Genomic DNA, 21208 nt, shown 5'->3' with positions numbered 1-21208 from the left:
AAGATAATTTTAAATCCCCCTAAATCCCCCTTTTTTCAAAGGGGGACTTCCATATCTCTATTTTATGTATGGAACTCCTCCCTTTATTAAAGGGAGGTCGGGAGGGATTAAAAGAATTTGGAAAAATAGATATGAAAAACGCATACATCATTGATGCCATCCGTACCCCATTCGGCCGTTATGCCGGTGGCCTCGCGCCTGTCCGTGCAGATGACCTGGGTGCGCTGCCAATTAAAGCATTGATGGAACGCAACCCAAGTGTGAACTGGGAACAGGTTGATGACGTGATCTATGGCTGTGCCAACCAAGCAGGTGAAGACAACCGTAACGTCGGTCGTATGTCTTCGCTGCTTGCAGGCCTGCCTTATCAGGTACCGGCAACGACCGTAAACCGCCTGTGTGGTTCATCAATGGATGCAGTCGCGATGGCTGCACGTGCGATTAAAGCCGGTGAAGCGAATCTGATTATTGCTGGTGGTGTAGAAAGCATGTCACGCGCGCCATTTGTCATGGGCAAGTCAGAAACGGCGTATGGCCGTAGCCAGAAGATTGAAGACACCACCATGGGCTGGCGTTTTATCAATCCGAAACTGAAAGAAATGTACGGCGTAGAAACCATGCCGCAAACGGCTGAAAATCTGGCGGAACAGTTCAACATCAACCGTGAAGACCAGGACAAGTTTGCCCTGACCAGCCAGCAACGTACTGCAGCAGCGCAGGCCAAAGGTTTCTATAAAAATGAAATCATTCCTGTGGTGATTCCGCAGCGTAAAGGCGAGCCGATCGTTGTGTATACTGATGAACATCCACGTGCATCTACCACTGCAGAAGCTCTGGCAAAACTGAAGCCTGTGGTCAAAGCTGATGGTACGGTTACAGCAGGTAATGCTTCTGGTATTAACGATGGTGCGGCTGCCCTATTAATCGCATCTGATGAAGCGGTTGCTCAACACGGCTTGAAACCACGTGCCAAAATCATTGGCTCAACGGTTTTGGGTGTTGAACCACGCATCATGGGCTTTGGTCCAGCACCTGCTATCAAGAAATTGCTGGCTCAAACCGGCCTGACTTTAGATCAGATGGATGTGATCGAGCTGAATGAAGCTTTTGCTGCCCAAGCACTGGCATGTACCCGTGACCTAGGCATTGAAGATGGTTCGGAAAAAGTCAACCCGAACGGCGGTGCGATTGCCTTGGGTCATCCACTCGGTGCATCTGGTGCGCGTCTGGTGACCACTGCACTCAACCAGCTGGAACAAACTGGCGGTAAATACGGTCTTTGTTCAATGTGTATTGGTGTCGGTCAAGGCATCGCTTTGATTATTGAACGCGTCTAACAACCTATTAAAAAGATAAACCTCCTCCCTTTTTTAAAGGGAGGTCGGGAGGGATTTCAATGCCAACTTTTACATCCAAAGATGCCCAGATCAATTACCAGACCTTTGGTGATGCAAAGAATCCGGCTCTGGTTTTTTCTAACTCATTGGGCACCAAATTCAGCATGTGGCAGCCACAAATTGAATTTTTCCAGCAGGACTATTTTGTCATCTGTTATGACACGCGTGGTCATGGTGGCTCATCTGCACCGCAAGGTCCATATAGCCTTGAACAGTTAGGTCAGGATGTGATCAATCTGCTGGATCATCTGGATATCCAGAAAGCGGCCTTCTGTGGCATTTCTATGGGCGGTTTAACTGGTCAATGGTTAGCGATTAACAAACCTGAACGTTTTAGCCACGTGATTATCTGCAATACTGCTGCCAAGATTGGTCAGGAACAAGCCTGGCTGGAACGTGCCGCGCTGGTGCGTGAACAAGGTCTGGCGCCGATTGCATCTACTGCAGCATCACGCTGGTTTACCGATCCCTTTATCCAAAGCAATGCAGCAATTGTTGCAGAACTTTCAAACGACCTTGGAGCTGGCAGCCCGGAAGGTTATGCGAGTTGTTGTGAAGCTTTGGCTAAGGCGGATTTACGCGAACAGATCAAAACCATTTCAGTGCCGGTACTGATTGTGGCCGGTCAGCAAGACCCCGTAACGACGGTTGCAGATGGTCAAGCCATGCAAGCTGAAATTGCACAAAGCCAGTTGTTTGAAATCAATGCCTCGCACATTTCCAACATCGAGCAACCTGAAGCATTTAATCAGGCAGTTCAGAAATTTATTGCCGCTTAAACAGATGCAAAGAAAAAGCCACTTTTCGAAGTGGCTTTTTTTATCTTCTCAATATTCGTTCAGATTAGGCCCAGATCACTAGAATCGCCGCAATCACCACTAAGCCCAAACCCCAATGCTCGGTACGTGCCAGTTTATCTTTAAAGAAATATGCAGAAATCAGCATACTAAATAGAATCTCAATTTGTCCCAAAGTTTTCACGACCGGCACACTCATCATGCTCATGGCAGTAAACCAGCCGAGTGATGCTATAAAACTGCACACACTCACTTTAAAAGTTAAGCCCAGACGTTGCCACATGGCTTGCAAGGTTTGGCGGCTAAACAGGCTGAGATAGATCAGCATACTGATACACTGAAAACCGATCACTGAGACTAGCACCCATGAAGCACGGTGTATGGTGGGTAGCATCGGTAATTCCAGACTTGCTTCACGCACCAGTAACGAAGTAATGGCGAAACTTAAACCACTGCCAATCCCAATCGCTAAAGTCTTGGTAGACAAGCCTGTCAGCTGACTACCTTTACTTAGCAGGAAAACTGCATAGCCCCCCATCACCACACCCAGCCAGGCCAGCACAGACAAATGATCAGACAGGAAAATTACCCCGATAATAGCCGCCAGAATGGCTTCACTTTTTGCTAGCCCTACGCCAATTGCATAATTTTTCTGTTTAAACAGCTGCACCATCAGGGCAGTTGCCAGAATCTGGCTGATGCCGGCAATCAGGATGTAGAACCAGTATTTCGGGGTGAAATGCACCACACTTTCAACTGGCTTGAAATAATACAGGCTGCTCAGGTACAGCGCAGCAAATGGCAATCCAAAAATAAAGCGTGCCAGGGTGACTCCCCACACATCAACCGTGGTGCTAAGCTGTTTTTGAAAGGCATTACGCCAAGCCTGCATAAATGCAGCCATTAAAGTAAAAAAAATCCAGCTGAATGCCATCTACTGATCGCTATTACTACAAAAGTGAATTAATTCTATGCCTTAACAAAAGGACTGACTAATTAAAAATAGGATGCAGGCCGATAGCAGAAAGTTTGCCTTAATTTGGAAAGATTCCAGCGGAAAAAACAATTTTATTTTTCTCTTAAAAATCCGGATAATCCTTTCGCATCGGGATAAAACGGATTCCATGTTCTTCCGTATATTGTCCTGTTTCCACAAAACCAAAGCGCTTGTAAATATCCAAGGCATAAAGACTGGATTTTACCGTAATAATTGAATGGCCTTGACGGCGGATCCCGCTTTCTAAAAAGTGCCACATTTGCCGGCCATAACCCTGCCCCTGATAGACTTGCTTCAGGAAAAAATGCATGAAGTGTGCAGGTTCCATATAAGCCACGACGCCTATCACCTGATGGTCAATTTCTGCCACAAAATAATGAATGTCCGGACGCTCGAAAATGGTCTGGATCATCTCAGGCTGAAAGCGCTGGCACCCCTCTTCTGAACTGATCACGGCATCGACAAAGGGCGCAATCGCATCGACAATGGCACGAGTATCCTGAAGATTGGCTTTTCTAATTTTCATGTTTTTTTAAATTTCTCTTTATTAAGTTGTATACATTAAAAAGTTATTTTTATTAAAAGTTAGCTGCTTTAGCTGTTCTTGAATGGGCTTCCCCCAAATTTAAAAACCAGTCGGAATATTCGGTAATATTCTTCAATACGCCTTGTCCGTATTTTAAGACGGCAACTCACTCTATTTAAAAAATCTATTTATATAAAACCTTGTTTAACTACACTTTTTTATTAAAAAAGATTCAATTGATGTTTCATTTAATATCAAGCAGCCTATATTTACAATTCATCCATATAGAATTTTCAATGAAATTTTTATGATGTTTCTTTATCAGGAAGAAATTTAGGTAGGCATTCTGAACCTTTCTTGGTGTTCATCGAACATAAAAATTTTAGGTCGTTCGCTTCCCTACAGGGAGTTTAATGAAACATTTTGAATGTGCCGTCTGCAAGCAACAGCTGTTTTTTTACAAATCAGTTTGTGATCACTGTCTGTCACCGATCGGTTATATCGCTTCGGAAAAAGAGTTGTGCGCATTTGAAAAACAGAGCGCTGAGCGATGGGTTCCAATCGCCAAGAACTACCAGCATGCCAGTTATAAACCCTGCCACAATTACGTTCATTATCAAGTATGCAATTGGATGATTCCTAGCGATGAAGATGAGGAATTTTGTGAATCCTGTCAGTTGACCCATGTCATTCCTGATCTGGAAAATTCTGAGAACCTGATTTACTGGTTTCGACTGGAAGAAGCCAAACGTCGATTCCTGTATTTGGCCCAGCGCATGAACATGATGCCACGCCCTAAAAAGTCTGAAGATGATCCATTTGGTCTGCGTTTTGATTTTCTCCTGCCTCAAGAAGATAAGCCTGTTTTAATTGGTCATGCCAATGGGGTCATTACCCTAAATGCCATTGAAGCTGATGTGGTTTATCGTGAAACTACACGTGTAAATATGGGTGAAAACTACCGGACTTTATTGGGCCATTTTCGTCATGAAAGCGGCCATTATTATTTTGCGCTCATGCAACATATGCATCCGGAATTGCTAGATGAATTTCGTCAGTATTTTGGCGATGAGCGGCAAGATTACGGCAAGGCACTTGAACGCCACTATAATGAAGGCGCGCCAATCAACTGGCAGGAAAAGTATATCAGTGCTTATGCTACCGCCCACCCTTGGGAAGACTGGGCAGAAACCTGGGCGCATTATCTGCATATGATGGAAACACTGGAAACTGCCTACTATGGTGGTATGCGTGTTGAAGGAAATGGCAGCTATCTGGCCAGCATGGATTTTAAAGAATGCCCGATTGGTGGACAGGATTTTGAACATATTCTGGAAAACTGGGTTACCTTGACCTTTAATCTGAATGCCTTAAACCGTTGTATGGGCCTGGAAGATGCCTACCCGTTCAAGCTGAGCGAAGCGGTTAAAGACAAGTTACGATTTATTCACCGGCATGTGCTGGAAAAAGTTTTTAAATAATTTAAAAAGTAATTTTTATAGTAAAACTATTGATGGAATGGGATCAGCAAAGTCTGAAAATATGGATTTTATTGTGTATTTTAAAAATTAATATGATTTAAAAAATCCCTGCTCCTGGCGAACCAAGAGCAGCAACTTTTGAATGAATCAGTATTTAGTTTGCTACCTGAATATACGATTTAAGATGGGCTTAAATTAGTTCCACAGCAATCGCAGTCGCTTCACCACCACCGATACATAAGGATGCAATCCCTTTCTTGCCGCCAGTACGTTTTAAGGCATGAATCAAGGTCACGATAATACGGGAACCAGAAGAACCCAATGGATGACCAAGTGCACAGGCACCGCCATTAATGTTCACTTTTGCTGGATCAAGTTTAAAGCCATCAATGGCTAACATGGTCACCATGGCGAACGCTTCGTTGATTTCCCAAAGGTCAACATCCTGAGCATCCCAACCGGTTTTTTTCAGGACTTTTTCAATCGCACCAACCGGTGCAATGGTAAATTCTGATGGATGCTGCGAATGGCTGGCATAGGCCAGAATATGAGCTAGCGGTTTTAAGTTACGCTGTGCAGCAATTTCGCTCGAGGTGATCACCAGTGCTGAAGCACCATCTGAAATTGAACTGGCATTTGCCGCAGTAATGGTTCCGTCTTTTTTGAACGCTGGACGCAGAGTTGGAATTTTGTCAGCCTTGGCATTTAAAGGCTGTTCATCCTGTTCCACCACCACATCGCCTTTACGGCTACTGACAGTGACCGGTACGATTTCATCTTTAAAGAAACCTTGCTGCACCGCCGTCACGGCTTTATTTAAGGAACCAATCGCATAGTCATCCTGCTGCTCACGGGTATAACCTTTTTTATCCGCCATTTCCTGAGCAAGAATTCCCATCGACAGACCTGTTTCAGCATCTTCCAGACCTTCCTGGAACATATGATCAATGACCTTTCCATGCCCCATACGGAATCCGGCACGTGCCTTGTCCATCAAATATGGTGCGTTCGACATCGACTCCATACCGCCAGCCACCACAATCTCTGCTGAACCGGCTTTGATCGCATCTGCTGCCTGCATCACGGCTTTCATACCAGAACCACAAATTTTATTAATCGTGGTCGCCCCCGTGGAATCCGGTAGACCCGCCTGACGCATGGCCTGACGTGCCGGACCCTGTTTTAAACCGGCTGGCAGTACGCAGCCCATAATCACTTCATCAATATCATTGGCCGACAGACCTGCACGTGCCACTACTTCTTTAATTGCCACAGCACCCAAATCTGGCGCGGTACAGCTTGAAAGTGAACCTTGAAAACCGCCCATCGCGGTACGTACTGCATCTACAATTACGATCATTTTAGTTTCATCCTTTTTCATCATTGTTATCAACCCTACATAGCTAAAGCGCTGTAGGGCTGGTCCTTCGCAATCATTGCGGGTTAAGCCTGTGCGGTAAAATAGTCTTCCGGCAACTGCATCACCAGTTCCGCACCCGCCTGAATACGTTGGATTCGTGCACTTAAATCCGGAAGGACTTTGGCCACATAGTAATTGGCCAGTACCAGTTTGTTCTGGAAGTAGCTGTCGTCCTTGGCTGCAGCGGCTTTGCTAATCCGCGCATACATATAGACAAAGCTAAGCAGCCCAACCGCATGTAAATAATCGACAGCAATCGAGTTGGCAAAATCAGGGTTCAGTTTAGACTGCTCGACGATAAATTTGGTGATATCTTCAAGTTGCTGGCAGGTTTCTAATGTCGCAGTTTTAATCATCAATGAATCATCTAAACTTTGGGCAAATTCACGGATTTCAGCAATATATTCCGCGATATAAGCACCATTACATTTGGTGGTTTTACGCCCAATCAGGTCAATCGCCTGCACGCCATTGGTGCCTTCATAAATCTGTGAAATACGCAGGTCACGAATACACTGTTCCATGCCCCATTCACGGATATAGCCATGACCACCGAAGCACATTTGTGCTTCCAGTGCAGAATCCAGTGCCTTGTCGGTTAAGTAAGCTTTGGCGATTGGCGTCAACAAGGCCACACGGTCAGTCGCTTTACGCACGGCTTCAGGGTTGGTTGAGTATTTGGTAATATCCAGTTGTTGACCCACATACACTGCAAACGCACGCGAAGCTTCATTGTTGGCTCGTACATTGAGCAGCATACGGCGTACATCGCCATGCACCAGAATCGAATCGGCTGGTTTTTCTGGCGATTTTGCACCAGTTGATGCACGGCCCTGTAAACGATCCGTCGCATATTGTGCTGCATTCTGGTAGGCAAATTCTGCTGCACCAATGCCCTGAATCCCCATAGATAAACGTTCGTAGTTCATCATCACGAACATGCCGGCCAGACCTTCATTTTCATTACCGACCATATAGCCCTTGGCACCGTCAAAGTTCATGACGCAGGTCGCCGAGCCTTTAATTCCCATTTTATGTTCGATTGAACCGGCAGATACTGCATTACGCTCACCGAGTGAACCATCGGCATTGATCAGGAATTTCGGCACAATAAATAATGAAATACCACGTGAACCTGCTGGTGCATTCGGAGTTTTTGCCAGCACCAGATGAATGATATTTTCACTCAGATCATGCTCACCGCTGGTAATAAAAATTTTGGTACCGGTAATATTATATGAACCATCTTCATTCGGTTCAGCTTTGGTCTTGATAATGCCAAGATCTGTGCCGGAATGTGGTTCAGTCAGACACATGGTGCCCGACCATTCACCCGTATAGAATTTTGGTAAATAAGTTTCTTTCTGTTCCTGTGAGGCGCGGTCATTGATGGCCATACCTGCACCCACAGTGAGTAGTGGATAAAGCATAAAAGATGGATTGGTGCTCCAGATCATTTCATCCGCCAGAACCGTGAGCATCTTTGGCATGTTTTGTCCGCCCCATTCTTCAGGAGCACCCAAGCCTACCCAGCCACCTTCGGCAAACTGTCTGAACGCTTCTTTAAAACCTTTGGGTGTCGTCACCACACCATTGTTAAACTGAGCACCACCTTCTTCATCAGCAGGACGATTCAGGTCAAGAATGACATTTTTGGAAAATTTGGCCATCTCTTCCAGAATTGCATTTGCCGTCGCCATATCTAAATGTGCAAGATTTTCATTACCTTGCCAAAATTGTTCAGCTTGGAATACATCATTTAAAATAAATTCCATGTCTTTTAGCGGCGCATTATAAATCGGCATTTTTAAATTCCTTAAAGGGTGATACTCAATCCTGTTGCCAAATATTTTCTAATTTTCATTAGAATCCAAGCGGGCGATTTTAAAATCGTGATATCCAATTCTTGCAGTATTAAATCTATATCTAGATTCATAAAGTTGCCTTGACAATCACGTCTTCATGTTCAGTATAAGTGACTGAATATGCCAGCTTAATATTGATCTACTTTCCGTACTAAACCCGGATAAATATGGGCTTAAAACAGTCGAAGGATTTAGCTTCGTGCGCTGAAACAATAAAATAATTATACTGAAAATGGAATTTTATTTAGCAAAGTTGATCTCTAGGGTTCAGTTTTCTTGACAATATTTCTGGCTGCTCAGCATCGCTATTTTTATTTGTCAGCAGTTGCTGCATAAATATACAAAATGAGATAAATATCACGACCTTAGTTTTATAGCCATCGCGTGCAAAATTGCATATTCTTGAAAGGTTCTTTTTCGAAAAGTATGGACCAAGAAGATGACGACTGTAAGACAGCAGAACTTCCTTCTTCGTAAAGAGAAGATCCTCAGCATGGCGGAAAGCCTGCTACTGGATAATAATCAGGACATTACCCTGAGTGAGCTGGCCAGTGAACTGGACATCGCAAAAGGAACCATCTACAAACATTTTAAAAGCAAGAACCAGTTATATTTAGAACTGATTATTCTGAATGAAAAAAGAATTCTAGAAATATCAAAAAAGCATAATAACGATATTAAAAATTATGTTTCACAATATATGCTCTATCACATGCTCAATTCAAACCGAACCATCCTGTTGCATGTCATTGAAGAGCGTTTAACCAATAACGAAAAAAATCTGAAAGAGTTATTTCAGGAGCTTTATCGTATTCGTGAAGAACGGATTATCCGGATTAAAGACATCACCCATGATTATCTGGTGGCTTTAGAAAGTGCCATGTCGATTCGCGATTATTTATCTTATATCTGGACAGTCACCTATGGCGCTTCGCTGTTATTAAATTCGACCAATTACCAAAAAGCAATTGGGTCACGTGAACGTTTAATTAAACTTTATATTAATCAGGCACTCATGACGCCAGATAAAATCTCATCGGTATAATCACTATAATAAAAAAATGCCTGATTCGATCAGGCATTTTTTTATTTGGTTGTATGAGTTCATAAGATCACTTTCGCGATCTAACTCAACAATGATCAGGCAGCCACAGGTGGAAAACCATCTTCGGTTAAAGCTGCAACAATCTCAGATTCACTGGCTGTCGATTCAACTTCAACCAGTTTAGTGGCCACATCAATATTCACAGTGGCATTTTCATCCAGATCTTTAATCGTAGCCGTGACACTGCGCGCGCAGCCACCACAGGTCATGTTTTCAATACGGAATTTCATGTTTAGCTCCATAGGATCGGTTTAAAGTTTATCTGATTCGGCAGACTATATTTAATCTGAGCTGAACTGCAGATCAGGTCAGTGCTGCTCAGGGACGACACCCTGTTCAATCTGTTTTAAAATCTGGCAATCAGACTGTTCATTGCCGGCACATTGTTCCACCGATTGCTGTAATATCATCAGCATATGCTGCATATCGGCAATTTTCTGTTGTAAAAACTGGATATGTTTTTGTGCCAGCTGTTTAACCTCGCTGCTCTGGCGTGAGCTGTTCAGCCACAGACCAAGTAATTCTTTCATCTGCTCTGAAGAAAAGCCGAGTTCACGTGCATGCTGGATAAAACTTAAGATTTTAATATCCGCATCACTATAAACCCGATAACCTGTATCACTGCGTTTCGGAGCCGGCAACAAACCAATGTCTTCATAATAACGAATCATTTTCGCAGAGATGCCAGAACGTTTTGCCGCCTGACCAATATTCATCATACTGACTCCTTAAACTGCACCGGTTGATAGGCTTTTAATCTCAAGGCATTGCTGACGACAAACACGGAGGACAACGCCATCGCACCTGCGGCAAACATTGGCGATAACAATATACCCCAAAATGGATAAAGCACACCCGCGGCAATCGGAATTAAGGCAATATTGTAGACAAAGGCCCAAAACAGGTTCTGTTTAATATTGCGCATGGTCGCCTGACTTAAACCAATGCCTGTAGCCACATGCTGTAAATTGCCTGACATCAACACCACATCGGCTGCTTCAATCGCGACATCGGTACCGGTTCCAATCGCCATACCGACATCGGCCTGGGCCAATGCCGGTGCATCATTGATTCCATCCCCAACAAAAGTGAGCACGCCGTATTGCTGCTGGAGTTGTCGTACTGCATCGACTTTTTCATGCGGCAAAACTTCCGCAATCACCTGATCGATTTTCAACTGTTTGGCGATCGCCTGCGCGGTATGCTGATGATCACCAGTAATCATCGCCACTTTAAGACCTTGGTCATGCAAGGCCTGAATCGCGCTATAAGTAGTTGGTTTAATCGGATCGGCTACTGCAATAATCGCAGCCAGTTTCTGATTAATCGCTACATATAAAGGACTACGACCCTGATCACCGAGCTTTTGTGCAGTGGCTCTAAACAGATCGACATTTAAGCCCAAGTCCTGCATCAGACGTTCTGCACCGATATGCAGCTGCTGACCAGCAACCTGTGCTTTTACCCCTGCACCAGTGATCGAATCAAAATCGGTCACTTTGCTCAGTTCCAGTTCTTGCTCACGAGCAGCCTGAACAATGGCGTGGGCAATCGGATGTTCTGACTTGGCCTCCACTGAAGCGACGAGCTGTAATACGGTCTGCTGATTAAAATCTGCAGTGACTTCAAAGTCGGTCAGCAGCGGTTTTCCCTCAGTTAAGGTTCCGGTTTTATCCAGCGCGACGACTTTGGTTTGTTGCAGCAACTGTAAAGCTTCACCCTTACGGAATAGCACGCCCAGTTCTGCTGCACGTCCAGTTCCGACCATAATTGAGGTAGGAGTCGCCAGTCCCATCGCACATGGACAGGCAATAATCAGTACGGCGACTGCATTTACCAAGGCGTAGGTCAGATTCGGCTCAGGCCCAAACAGGAACCAGACCATAAAGGTCAAGGCCGCTAGCGCCATAACAGCCGGCACAAACCATAAAGTCACTTTATCAACCACGGCCTGAATCGGTAATTTTGAACCTTGTGCCTGTTCCACCATCTGAATAATCTGCGCCAGTACCGAATCCTGGCCGACCGCAGTAGCCTTGATTTGCAATGTTCCGTTCTGGTTTACCGTACCGCCGACCACCTGATCACCGGCCTGTTTGGCCACGGGTAAAGGCTCACCGCTAATCATCGCTTCATCAATATAACTTTGTCCGGTAACGACTTCACCATCGACAGCGACTTTTTCACCCGGACGGATTTCAATCAACATTCCTTGTTGCACATCGGAAATTGCCAGATCAACCCAGTGATCATTCTGTTCTACCCGTGCCGTTTTCGGTTGCAAGCCCACCAGATACTGAATCGCTTCCGAGGTTTTACCTTTGGCTTTGGCTTCCAGATAACGCCCCAGTAAAATCAGCGCGACAATAACGGCGGCCGCTTCAAAATACACATGCACAGTGGACTGCGGTAACAGCTCCGGAAAAAAGGTCGCAATACAGGAAAAGCCATATGCGGCAATGGTTCCAACGGCCACCAGCGAGTTCATATCCGGTGCCAGACGCAATAGTGCCGGAATCCCATGCTGATAAAAACGCCGTCCCGGAATAATCAGCACCAAAGTGGTCAGTACAAACTGCAGATACCAGCTGTTCTGGGTTCCCAGCGTATGGGCAATAAAATGATGAAATGCCGGAATCAGATGCGAGCCCATTTCCAGAATAAATACAGGTGCTGTCAGAATGACTGCAAGCCATAAATCTCGTTTCAGTTGTGCCGTTTCATTGGCTTTCTTTTCCTGAAAAGCATCATGGCTATCTGTCGACATATCCCTACCAGATTTTATGGTGGCCTGATAACCGGCTTTCTCCACCTCAGCAATCAAGGCCGGAATCTGGGCATGCGAGGCCTTCACCCAGGCAGTTTCGGTGGCCAGATTGACCTGTGCTTCGCTGACACCTTCTACTTTTAATAAAGCTTTTTCCACACGTGCCACACATGAAGCGCAAGTCATGCCTTCAATAGCCAGTTCAATGCGATCGCTCTGAATATCAAAACCGGCTTTTTGCATGGCTTGAGTCAGCTTGGACAATGGCACAGAATTGATCGCACTCACATGCGCCTTTTCAGTGGCCAGATTCACTTGTGCATCCAGCACGCCCTCCACTTTTTTTAGGGCTTTTTCTACGCGAGCCACACAGGATGCACAGGTCATGCCTTCAATGTTCAAATCAAACTGTTGCGTCGGTACATCGAAACCGGATTTTTCAATTGCTTGAACCAGCGCAGCGGCAGCAATCGGCTGCTGGCTTTTAATAAAAGCTTTTTCAGTCGATAGATTGACAGACGCCTCGACCACGCCTTCAATTTTTTTCAAGGCTTTTTCCACGCGAGCGACACAGGAGGCACAGGTCATACCGCCAATCTGCACCTGCTGCTCATATAAGCGGTTGCTATCTTGTTCTGCCATGCCCATCTCCATGCCTCAACTCACTGTTGAGCTTATAGCTTAAACATTCCCATCATGGTAAGGTCAAGTCTTTCATCTGACTATTTTAAAAATAATGCAGCTGTCTGCTGCGATTTAAAGTCACCCAATAAAAAAGCCCGAAGATGACTTCGGGCTTGTATGCCAGTATTTAAAATATAAAATGCATCAATGTTATTCGGCAGAAATATCTTCAAATAAGATCGAAGACAGGTAACGTTCACCACCGTCTGGCAAAATCACCACAATATTTTTACCAGCATTTTCAGGGCGAGCCGCCAATTGTGCCGCGGCTGCCATAGCCGCGCCACTTGAAATACCGACCAGGATACCTTCCTGAGCAGCCATTTTACGTGCCCACTCGACTGCATCTGCGCTATTAATGGCAATCACTTCATCAACGAGGTCCAAATCCAGATTGCCCGGAATGAAGTTGGCACCGATCCCCTGAATTTTATGTGGTCCAGGTGTAATGTCTTCACCGCGTTTGGCCTGACCAATAATCGCAGACTCAGCGGGTTCCACCGCCACTGAATATAAAGGCTTATTTTTTACCTTTTCAAAGTAGCGTGAAATACCAGTAATGGTTCCACCCGTTCCGACACCTGCGACCAGAATATCGACATTGCCCGCAGTCGCCTCCCAGATTTCTGGGCCCGTGGTTTCTTCATGAATTTTAGGGTTGGCCGGATTTTCAAACTGTTGTGGCAGGAAATATTGTTCAGGGTTCTCATTCAGCAAACGTTCTGCCTCTTCAATCGCGCCCTTCATGCCTTTGGCCGGATCAGTCAATATCAGATTGGCACCCAATGCTTTCACTACCTTACGGCGTTCAATACTCATGCTTGAAGGCATGGTCAAAGTAATGTCATAACCTTTGGCTGCCGCAACAAAGGCCAATGCAATACCGGTATTGCCGCTGGTTGGCTCGACAATATGCATACCGGATTTGAGCTTGCCAGATTTTTCAGCATCATTAATCAACGCGGCACCAATACGACACTTGACTGAGAATGCCGGATTACGGCTTTCAATTTTCGCAAGTACCGTGGCCGGAGCGGAAATCACACGATTAATACGAACAAGCGGTGTATTTCCAATCGCGTCTGCATTATTACTATAAACCGCTATACCTAAATTACTCGGTGTTGGAAAAGCTGAATCTGTACTCATGATGATATCCCTGATGTTATTGGTTCAAGTCACATAAACATCATACAAGCATTTTTTTGCTTTGTAGATGTTTGATGAAACTTGCACTTGATTGCACGAATGTGAACTAAAATACTTTCTGCACTATGCAATAAATTTATCTTATCTATCAATATTTAAAATATAATTTTAATTGATAATTCAATTCATTAAAAACCATAAAACTTAACTGTTTTTAGCAAGGTATTACGAGCTAAGACCCGTATAATTAACGGGCTGTAACTTTATAATGGACATATTGAATGAAAACCGATTTTGAAATCACGACTATGCGCGATTCAGCAGAACAGGTCGTTGGCATTTTAAAATCTCTGGCCAATACCGACCGTCTTCTCATTTTATGTCATCTGTCTCAAGCGGAACTGAATGTTTCAGAAATTGAGGAAATAACTGAGATTAAACAGCCGACACTTTCCCAGCAGCTCATGATGCTGCGTAAAAGCGATGTAGTAGATACCCGACGCGACGGCAAACAGATTTATTATTCAATTAAAGATCAAAATTTGATTGTGGTCTTAAATACCCTTTATCAATTGTATTGTGGCAACCCAGCTAAATAAAGAATCTTTCTTTTTTCAGTCATCAAGATAAGTTTCTTTAAACTCTTATTGAGGTCGTTCTACACCACTAAGATCACGATCATAGAGTTTTTTAAATGATCTGCGACTGACCCAGATGTTTCATTTTAAACATGATTCATCAAGAATCTAGATCAGCTAAGACTTCTTAGCAGAATTTATGCATAATATATCTATATTTGTGATTTAGACCTTTTTATGCAAAATTCCAAGTCTAAACTTCTGCATAGACTGCCTGCCTGGGCATGGTTAAGCCACTACACGCCGGTCAAATTTAAGTCTGATGTGCTGGCTGCCCTGATTGTGGTGGCGATGCTGGTGCCTCAAGGGATGGCCTATGCCATGCTGGCAGGATTGCCGCCGATCATGGGCTTATATGCCAGCGTCCTGCCGATGATCATTTATGCCCTGCTCGGTGGGAGTTCGACTTTATCGATTGGCCCCGTGGCCATCATTTCCATGATGACTTTTGCTACGCTCAATCCACTTTTTGAAGTCGGCTCACCGGTCTATATCGAAGCTGCGACCCTATTGGCACTGATGGTCGGCATTATTTCCCTGCTTTTGGGATTATTTCGTTTTGGTTTTATGATCCAGTTGATTAGTCATCCGGTGATCCAAAGCTTTATTATTGCCTCTGCCTTATTGATTGCTTTTGGACAGTTAAAGTTTTTGGTCGATCTTCCCTTAAAAGCCAATAACATTCCGGAGTTCGCCAGCAGTCTGCTGCAATATTTCCCGCTACTGCACGTGCCGAGCCTGATTTTCGGCCTGCTCTCTATCGGTCTACTGATCTATCTGCCCAAGTTATTAAAATCTCAGGCTGTACAAAGCCGGATCGGCTCTACAGATTTTTTAGTACGTGCGGTGCCCCTGATTCTGGTGTGTCTCGGCATTGCAGCAATTGTATTTCTGGATTTAAAGCTTCAGGGCATTAAAACGGTCGGTGCAATTCCGTCTGGTTTTCCACCCTTGTCCTTTCCACACTGGAACTGGGAACTGGTGATGACCTTGTTACCGGGTGCCAGCATGATCGCCATGATCAGCTTTGTGGAGTCACTATCGATTGCTCAAGCCACGGCCTTACAGCAACGCAGTCATTTAAACAGTAATCAGGAACTGATCGCGCTCGGTCTGGCCAATATCAGTGCAGGCGTGAGTTCAGCTTTTCCTGTGACGGGCAGCCTTTCGCGGACGGTGGTGAATGCCGATGCCGGTGCCAAATCACCTATGGCCGGTGTTTTATCCTCGATTCTGATTATTTTCGTGAGCCTGTTTTTTACCGGATTTTTTGAAGATCTGCCTCTGACCATTCTGGCCGCGACGATTATTGTTTCCATCTGGAAGCTGGTTAATTTCCAGCCATTTTTTGATACCTGGCGCTATTCCAAGGCAGATGGCCTTGCCATGTGGATTACCTTTCTCGGCGTGGTCCTGATTGATATTTCCACCGGTTTGATTATTGGAATCGTCTCGACCTTTGTGCTGATGTTATGGCGAATCAGCCGGCCGCATATTGCGGTTGTCGGTCTGGTCGAAGGCACCCAGCATTTTCGAAATATTCAGCGACATCAGGTCAGCACCTCCGATCAGGTGCTGTCACTGCGGATTGATGAGAATCTGACGTTTCTGAATGCCAATAGCTTCAAAGGTTATCTGATCAATGCGATCAGCCTGAATGACCAGCTGCAACATGTGATTATTAACTGTTCCAGCATCAGTGCGATTGATCTGAGTGCCTTGGAAATGTTGGAAGATTTAAATGCGGAACTGGCCAAACTGGATATTCGCCTGCATTTTGCCGAAGTTAAAGGTCCGGTCATGGACAAGCTGCAAGCTTCTAAATTGATGACGCATCTGAGCGGGCGCATTTATCTGACCCATTTTCAGGCGATTCAGGACCTGGCGCCAGAGATCTTTGAGCAGCATAAAGATTATACAATTTAAGACAACAGATACTGGAACTTATGGCCGGAGATTCAAACCGGTCATAGCTCCAATATTTTTTGAATTTTCAAATATAATTTGAATTTATCTATTTAACTTTGATATTTATTTCATGAATACAATTTTAAATATGCTGATTTATTCATCATTGTAAGAAGTTTTTCTTCAATATAAGCAATGTTTTAAACCCGTTAATTTTAGAATATATCAATAATATCAATATCTTGGTTTTAATATGAAAATATATTTTAAGCCTTGTTTAAATTAAGTATAAAATAGCGCAACTTTTTCCCAAATTTAGCCCTCGTAATTTTCACAAGGCAACCTTATGTTTTCTGCCCTTATGCGCATGAGCTTAGTCTCTCGAATCATCATCGCCATTATTTTAGGTGTGGGTGTGGCTGTGGTATTTCCCGAAGCTACTCCCTCATTAAGCCTATTGGGCGACCTGTTTATTAAAGCCTTGAAGTCTGTTGCACCGATTCTGGTTTTCATTTTAGTTTTAGCTTCTATCGCGAATTTTAAAGTGGGCCAATCTAACGCCGCCATCAAGCCGATTATGCTGATGTATGCGGTCGGTATGTTCCTTGCTGCACTGAGCGCTGTGGTGTCGAGCATCTTATTTCCAAGTACGCTGTTCCTGGATATTGCTGCACAGGCTGACTTGCAGCCTCCTGGCAGTTTGGTAGAAATCCTGAAGAATTTGCTGCTCAGCTTTGTCGCCAACCCGGTTGTTGCAATTGCTGAAGCAAACTTTATTGGCATCCTGGCTTGGTCAGTGGCATTAGGCATCGCTTTCCGTCATGCATCGGATAGCACCAAGACGCTTTTGAATGATGCAGCCTTTGCAGTGAACTATGTGATTCGTTTAGTGATCAGCTTTGCACCTTTGGGTATTTTTGGTCTGGTTGCAGTGACTTTTGCTGAATCTGGTCTGGATACGCTGACCAGTTACGTACATTTACTTGCTGTGTTGCTCGGAACGATGGTTTTCGTTGCACTGGTAATTAATCCGCTTCTGGTTGCCTTAATGACACGCAACAACCCGTATCCACTGGTATTCACTTGCTTGCGCGAAAGTGGCATTACCGCTTTCTTTACCCGTAGTTCGGCAGCCAATATTCCAGTCAATCTGGACTTGGCAAAACGTCTGGGCGTCAAGGAATCAACTTCAAGTATCGCAATTCCTTTGGGTGCTACGATCAACATGGCAGGTGCTTCTGTGACCATTACTGTATTGTCATTGGCGGCTGTAAATACTTTGGGGATTAGCGTCGATTTCAGCACTATGCTCATTCTTTCTGTGGTGGCAACCGTTTCGGCATGTGGCGCTTCAGGTGTTGCAGGCGGTTCATTACTATTGATTCCAGTTGCATGTGGCCTGTTTGGTATTTCTTCGGATATCGCCATGCAAGTGGTCGCCATTGGTATGGTCATCAGCGTATTGCAGGATTCTACTGAAACCGCGCTAAACTCATCGACTGATGTTTTATTTACTGCAGCAGTAGACCGCGCATCAAATTGATTTTATATTGATTAATCAATATGTTTAGCCAATGATGTTGTTATGCCATTACAGCGTTTACCTACCTGGGTACAATTAGGGGCGTTTTTTCTTGCGGTCAATGCCGGCATGATTAACGTCTTGGGTCTGGTGACGGTACTGCACCAGTCTGTTTCACATATGACCGGCAATGTCAGCATGCTGGCTATGGCCCTGCTGAACTGGCAACCAGAACAGATGTTGTATCTCTTTTTGGTCACACTCTGCTATGTCATTGGTTCATCCTATAGCGGGCTCATTCTTGGAAATAGTCACTTTCGCCTGGGGCAGCTTTATGGTTACCCTTTAAGCCTGGTGGCTATTTTTATTTTGATCTGCTGGTTATTATTGCCCTATTTCCCGCGCTACGCCTTGTTATGGGCCTGTGTTGCCATGGGTGTGCAAAATGCCATGGTTAGCCACTATAAAGGTGCCATCATTCGCACCACGCATTTATCTGGCGTACTGACCGACCTCGGCTTGGCAATGGGTTACCGTTTGCGCGGTTTAGAGGTAGAATCACGGCGCGTGGTTCTGCATCTGCTTATTTTGCTCGGTTTTTTAAGCGGTGGCATTCTTGCCAGCTGGCTATATCCTTATTTAAAATTAAATGCATTCCTGATCCCGGCAGTACTGAGTCTGGTTCTCAGTCTCATCTATTGGGTGATTTATTTACGTTATCGACATCAACACGACTAATATCTGGACATTCTCATGGTTAAAAATGCATTGCAGGCACAATTGTTAAAGGCAGGATTGGTCGATAATAAAAAAGCCAAAAAACTGTCTAAACAGGCTGTGCATGAAAAACGCACCGGTGACAGCACTGAGGCTCAAATCAAGGCCAAGATTGAACAAGACAAACAGCAAAAAATGGCCAAAGACCAGGCCATTGAGCAAGAGAAAAAAGCCCAGTTGCAGGAAAAAGAGCTGAAAGCTGCAATTATGCAAATGATCAATCAGCACAAAATCCGTGATACTGATGGCGATGCGGTGTATCAGTTTATTGATGACAGTAAAATCAAGAAAGTCTATTTAAATCAGCAAATCTATAATGCGCTGGTGGCAGGCAGTCTGGTGATTGCCCGTGAAAATGACAGCTATGCTTTCTTGCCTAAAGCTCTGGCAGATCGTATCAATGCGAAAATGCAGGGCTTTATTATTGTGAATAATTCAGAGAAAAATGAAGAAACCACTGATGAAGAAGATCCGTATGCAGCTTATGTAATTCCTGATGATTTGATGTGGTAAGCATCGCGATATCATCAATGAAATATCGAAAATCAGAAACCGGCGAATTCGCCGGTTTTTTCATTTTTATGCACTTTTATTGAATGATTCTGACCAATAGATATGTTTTAAAAAGTTATCCAATATTAAAAAATCTGATCCAAACCTATAAACTTGATCTAAATTTTTGATTGAAGAGAAAGATCGTTTGGAACAGTTTAATTTTATTCGGAATATTCAAGAATGGGCAAATCAGTACCCATGGCTGGAAATGCTATCTTCACTGAGTATTGTGATTTTACTGGCGATTCTTGCCAATCTATTTGCCAAACAGATTGTGGTACGCGGAATACGTCAACTGATTTCCAGAATGCCTTTTGCCAATAATCAGATTTTTGCTGAGCATAGCGTGATTCGCCGGATTGCCAATATTGTTCCGGCAGTGGTGATCATGAACGGGATTACCACGGTACCGCATTTATCTGACAAGGTTGAGTCCTTTGTGCAAATGGGGGCACAGGCTTTTATCTTCCTGACGATTGCCCTGGCTCTTGGTGAATTACTGAATATTTTTAACCTGGTCTATCAGCGTAATCCCAAGTCACGTAACAAACCGATTAAAGGTTATTTGCAGCTGGTCAAGCTGATTATTTTTATTGTCTGTGGCCTGATGATTCTCGGCACTTTCCTGAAAAAGGATGTCTTTACCTTGCTGGCTGGCTTCGGTGCCATGGCCGCGGTGTTGATGCTGGTCTTTCAAAATACCATTTTGTCACTGGTGGCGTCAGTGCAGATTTCATCTTATGACATGGTGCGGATTGGCGACTGGATCGAAATGCCCTCGCTGAATGCGGACGGCGATGTCATTGATATGTCATTGCATACCATTACGGTACAGAACTTTGATAAAACGGTGACCACAATTCCGACCAATAAACTGGTGACGGATACCTTTAAAAACTGGCGTGGCATGCAGGAAGCCGGTGCGCGCCGGATCAAGCGCTCGATTCATATTGATCAAAGCAGCGTCCATTTTATGTCGGCTGAAGAACAGAACAAGCTGAAAAATTTTATTTTGCTGGATCAGTACCTGAATACCAAATCAGAGGAACTGGAACAATTTAACCTGCAACTGAGCCATCATTCGCAATATAACCAACGCCGTCTTACCAATTTAGGAACCTTTCGTGCCTATGTAGAGTTTTATCTGCAACAGCATTCCGGTATTAGCAAAAATCATTCCCTGATGGTGCGCCAATTGCAGCCGACCAGTGAAGGTTTACCGTTAGAGATTTATGCCTTCACCAATACCACCGCCTGGGTCGAGTATGAAAATATCCAGTCGGATATCATGGATCATCTGCTGGCGATTATTCCGGAATTTGGTTTAAAGGTGTATCAAGCGCCTTCAGGTCTTGATTTAAAGGAAGCATTTACTCAACCGTCTTCCATTATTACTTAAACACAAGTCATCCAATCTCAAGCCTGAGATGCTGCTGCATTTCAGGCTTTTTTATTTCATCATCTGTTTAAATCCTGACTGGCATAAATCTGGCTTTAGTTTAATTTTTATAGGGTCTGTTGACATTTACTGTTCATAATTAACCCTATAAAGGTAGCCATAAAAATATACAGGCTAAAGCAACAGAACTTTGATAATTTCTTTTGAGCTTGTCATATCGA

The 21208-nt window shown here is 44.3% G+C and carries 18 protein-coding genes and 1 pseudogene; 10 read left to right on the top strand and 9 right to left on the bottom strand.

Features of this window, described 5'->3' with window-relative positions:
• The first annotated feature begins 131 nt into the window (after nucleotides 1–131).
• Both pcaF and pcaD read left to right on the top strand, forming a co-directional pair.
• Nucleotides 132–1337, top strand: coding sequence for a 3-oxoadipyl-CoA thiolase (pcaF, locus tag WFH18_RS07925; RefSeq protein ID WP_336754725.1), 1206 nt, complete (start codon nucleotides 132–134; stop codon nucleotides 1335–1337).
• A 59-nt stretch (nucleotides 1338–1396) separates the two neighbouring features.
• Nucleotides 1397–2176 (top strand): 3-oxoadipate enol-lactonase, encoded by a 780-nt coding sequence (gene pcaD / locus WFH18_RS07920; RefSeq protein WP_336754724.1) that lies wholly within the window; start codon nucleotides 1397–1399, stop codon nucleotides 2174–2176.
• A 64-nt stretch (nucleotides 2177–2240) separates the two neighbouring features.
• Here the strand turns inward: pcaD and WFH18_RS07915 are convergent, their stop codons facing one another.
• Both WFH18_RS07915 and WFH18_RS07910 read right to left on the bottom strand, forming a co-directional pair.
• Nucleotides 2241–3128 (bottom strand): EamA family transporter, encoded by an 888-nt coding sequence (locus WFH18_RS07915; protein WP_005266320.1) that lies wholly within the window; start codon nucleotides 3126–3128, stop codon nucleotides 2241–2243.
• Between the two features lie 145 nt (nucleotides 3129–3273).
• A complete protein-coding gene (locus WFH18_RS07910) occupies nucleotides 3274–3717 on the bottom strand; it encodes a GNAT family N-acetyltransferase (protein WP_336754723.1) in 444 nt (147 codons plus the stop codon).
• A 413-nt stretch (nucleotides 3718–4130) separates the two neighbouring features.
• On the opposite strand from WFH18_RS07910, the gene WFH18_RS07905 reads away from it, so the two are divergent.
• Complete coding sequence (locus WFH18_RS07905) at nucleotides 4131–5198, top strand: zinc-binding metallopeptidase family protein (RefSeq protein ID WP_114541211.1); 1068 nt, start codon at nucleotides 4131–4133, stop codon at nucleotides 5196–5198.
• A gap of 190 nt (nucleotides 5199–5388) precedes the next feature.
• Here WFH18_RS07905 and WFH18_RS07900 read toward each other — a convergent pair whose 3' ends face one another.
• Nucleotides 5389–6558 (bottom strand): thiolase family protein, encoded by a 1170-nt coding sequence (locus WFH18_RS07900; protein ID WP_195726012.1) that lies wholly within the window; start codon nucleotides 6556–6558, stop codon nucleotides 5389–5391.
• Nucleotides 6559–6641: 83 nt separating this feature from the next.
• Nucleotides 6642–8423, bottom strand: coding sequence for an acyl-CoA dehydrogenase C-terminal domain-containing protein (locus WFH18_RS07895; RefSeq protein WP_336754722.1), 1782 nt, complete (start codon nucleotides 8421–8423; stop codon nucleotides 6642–6644).
• A 499-nt stretch (nucleotides 8424–8922) separates the two neighbouring features.
• Here WFH18_RS07895 and WFH18_RS07890 point away from each other — a divergent pair, with 499 nt between their 5' ends.
• Nucleotides 8923–9528: a TetR/AcrR family transcriptional regulator gene (locus WFH18_RS07890; protein ID WP_004280405.1), complete on the top strand. Its 606-nt coding sequence runs from the start codon at nucleotides 8923–8925 to the stop codon at nucleotides 9526–9528.
• A 95-nt stretch (nucleotides 9529–9623) separates the two neighbouring features.
• Here WFH18_RS07890 and WFH18_RS07885 read toward each other — a convergent pair whose 3' ends face one another.
• From WFH18_RS07885 to cysK, 4 genes are all read right to left on the bottom strand, one after another.
• Nucleotides 9624–9818, bottom strand: a complete 195-nt coding sequence (locus WFH18_RS07885) for a heavy-metal-associated domain-containing protein (protein ID WP_004731127.1) — start codon at nucleotides 9816–9818, stop codon at nucleotides 9624–9626.
• A gap of 78 nt (nucleotides 9819–9896) precedes the next feature.
• The gene (gene cueR / locus WFH18_RS07880; RefSeq protein ID WP_005266316.1) at nucleotides 9897–10307 is read right to left on the bottom strand and encodes a Cu(I)-responsive transcriptional regulator; all 411 of its coding nucleotides are present in this window, start codon (nucleotides 10305–10307) and stop codon (nucleotides 9897–9899) included.
• The gene (locus tag WFH18_RS07875; RefSeq protein WP_336754733.1) at nucleotides 10304–13003 is read right to left on the bottom strand and encodes a heavy metal translocating P-type ATPase; all 2700 of its coding nucleotides are present in this window, start codon (nucleotides 13001–13003) and stop codon (nucleotides 10304–10306) included. The genes cueR and WFH18_RS07875 overlap by 4 nt, the downstream gene beginning before the upstream one ends.
• A gap of 186 nt (nucleotides 13004–13189) precedes the next feature.
• Entirely contained in the window at nucleotides 13190–14188 is a 999-nt protein-coding gene (gene cysK, locus WFH18_RS07870; RefSeq protein WP_336754721.1) for a cysteine synthase A, read from the bottom strand.
• A 281-nt stretch (nucleotides 14189–14469) separates the two neighbouring features.
• Here cysK and WFH18_RS07865 point away from each other — a divergent pair, with 281 nt between their 5' ends.
• The 6 genes from WFH18_RS07865 to WFH18_RS07840 all read left to right on the top strand — a co-directional run bounded on the left by WFH18_RS07865 (nucleotide 14470) and on the right by WFH18_RS07840 (nucleotide 20987).
• Nucleotides 14470–14787, top strand: a complete 318-nt coding sequence (locus tag WFH18_RS07865) for an ArsR/SmtB family transcription factor (RefSeq protein WP_004280410.1) — start codon at nucleotides 14470–14472, stop codon at nucleotides 14785–14787.
• Nucleotides 14788–15003: 216 nt separating this feature from the next.
• On the top strand, nucleotides 15004–16752 hold the full coding sequence (locus WFH18_RS07860) for a SulP family inorganic anion transporter (protein WP_262466474.1): 1749 nt from the start codon (nucleotides 15004–15006) through the stop codon (nucleotides 16750–16752).
• Between the two features lie 328 nt (nucleotides 16753–17080).
• Nucleotides 17081–18277: a serine/threonine transporter SstT gene (gene sstT / locus WFH18_RS07855; protein ID WP_004731137.1), complete on the top strand. Its 1197-nt coding sequence runs from the start codon at nucleotides 17081–17083 to the stop codon at nucleotides 18275–18277.
• Between the two features lie 42 nt (nucleotides 18278–18319).
• Complete coding sequence (locus tag WFH18_RS07850; RefSeq protein ID WP_262466475.1) at nucleotides 18320–18994, top strand: YoaK family protein; 675 nt, start codon at nucleotides 18320–18322, stop codon at nucleotides 18992–18994.
• Between the two features lie 15 nt (nucleotides 18995–19009).
• Complete coding sequence (locus WFH18_RS07845; RefSeq protein WP_216986065.1) at nucleotides 19010–19546, top strand: DUF2058 domain-containing protein; 537 nt, start codon at nucleotides 19010–19012, stop codon at nucleotides 19544–19546.
• 166 nt (nucleotides 19547–19712) lie between these two features.
• On the top strand, nucleotides 19713–20987 hold the full coding sequence (locus WFH18_RS07840) for a mechanosensitive ion channel family protein (protein WP_005266301.1): 1275 nt from the start codon (nucleotides 19713–19715) through the stop codon (nucleotides 20985–20987).
• Nucleotides 20988–21113: 126 nt separating this feature from the next.
• Here WFH18_RS07840 and WFH18_RS07835 read toward each other — a convergent pair.
• Nucleotides 21114–21208 (bottom strand): annotated as a pseudogene (locus WFH18_RS07835) (IS5/IS1182 family transposase); the annotation flags it as partial.

Source organism: Acinetobacter sp. USHLN143 (assembly GCF_037145695.1).
GTDB lineage: Bacteria > Pseudomonadota > Gammaproteobacteria > Pseudomonadales > Moraxellaceae > Acinetobacter > Acinetobacter fasciculus.
This window is presented reverse-complemented; position numbering and strand designations above follow the sequence as displayed.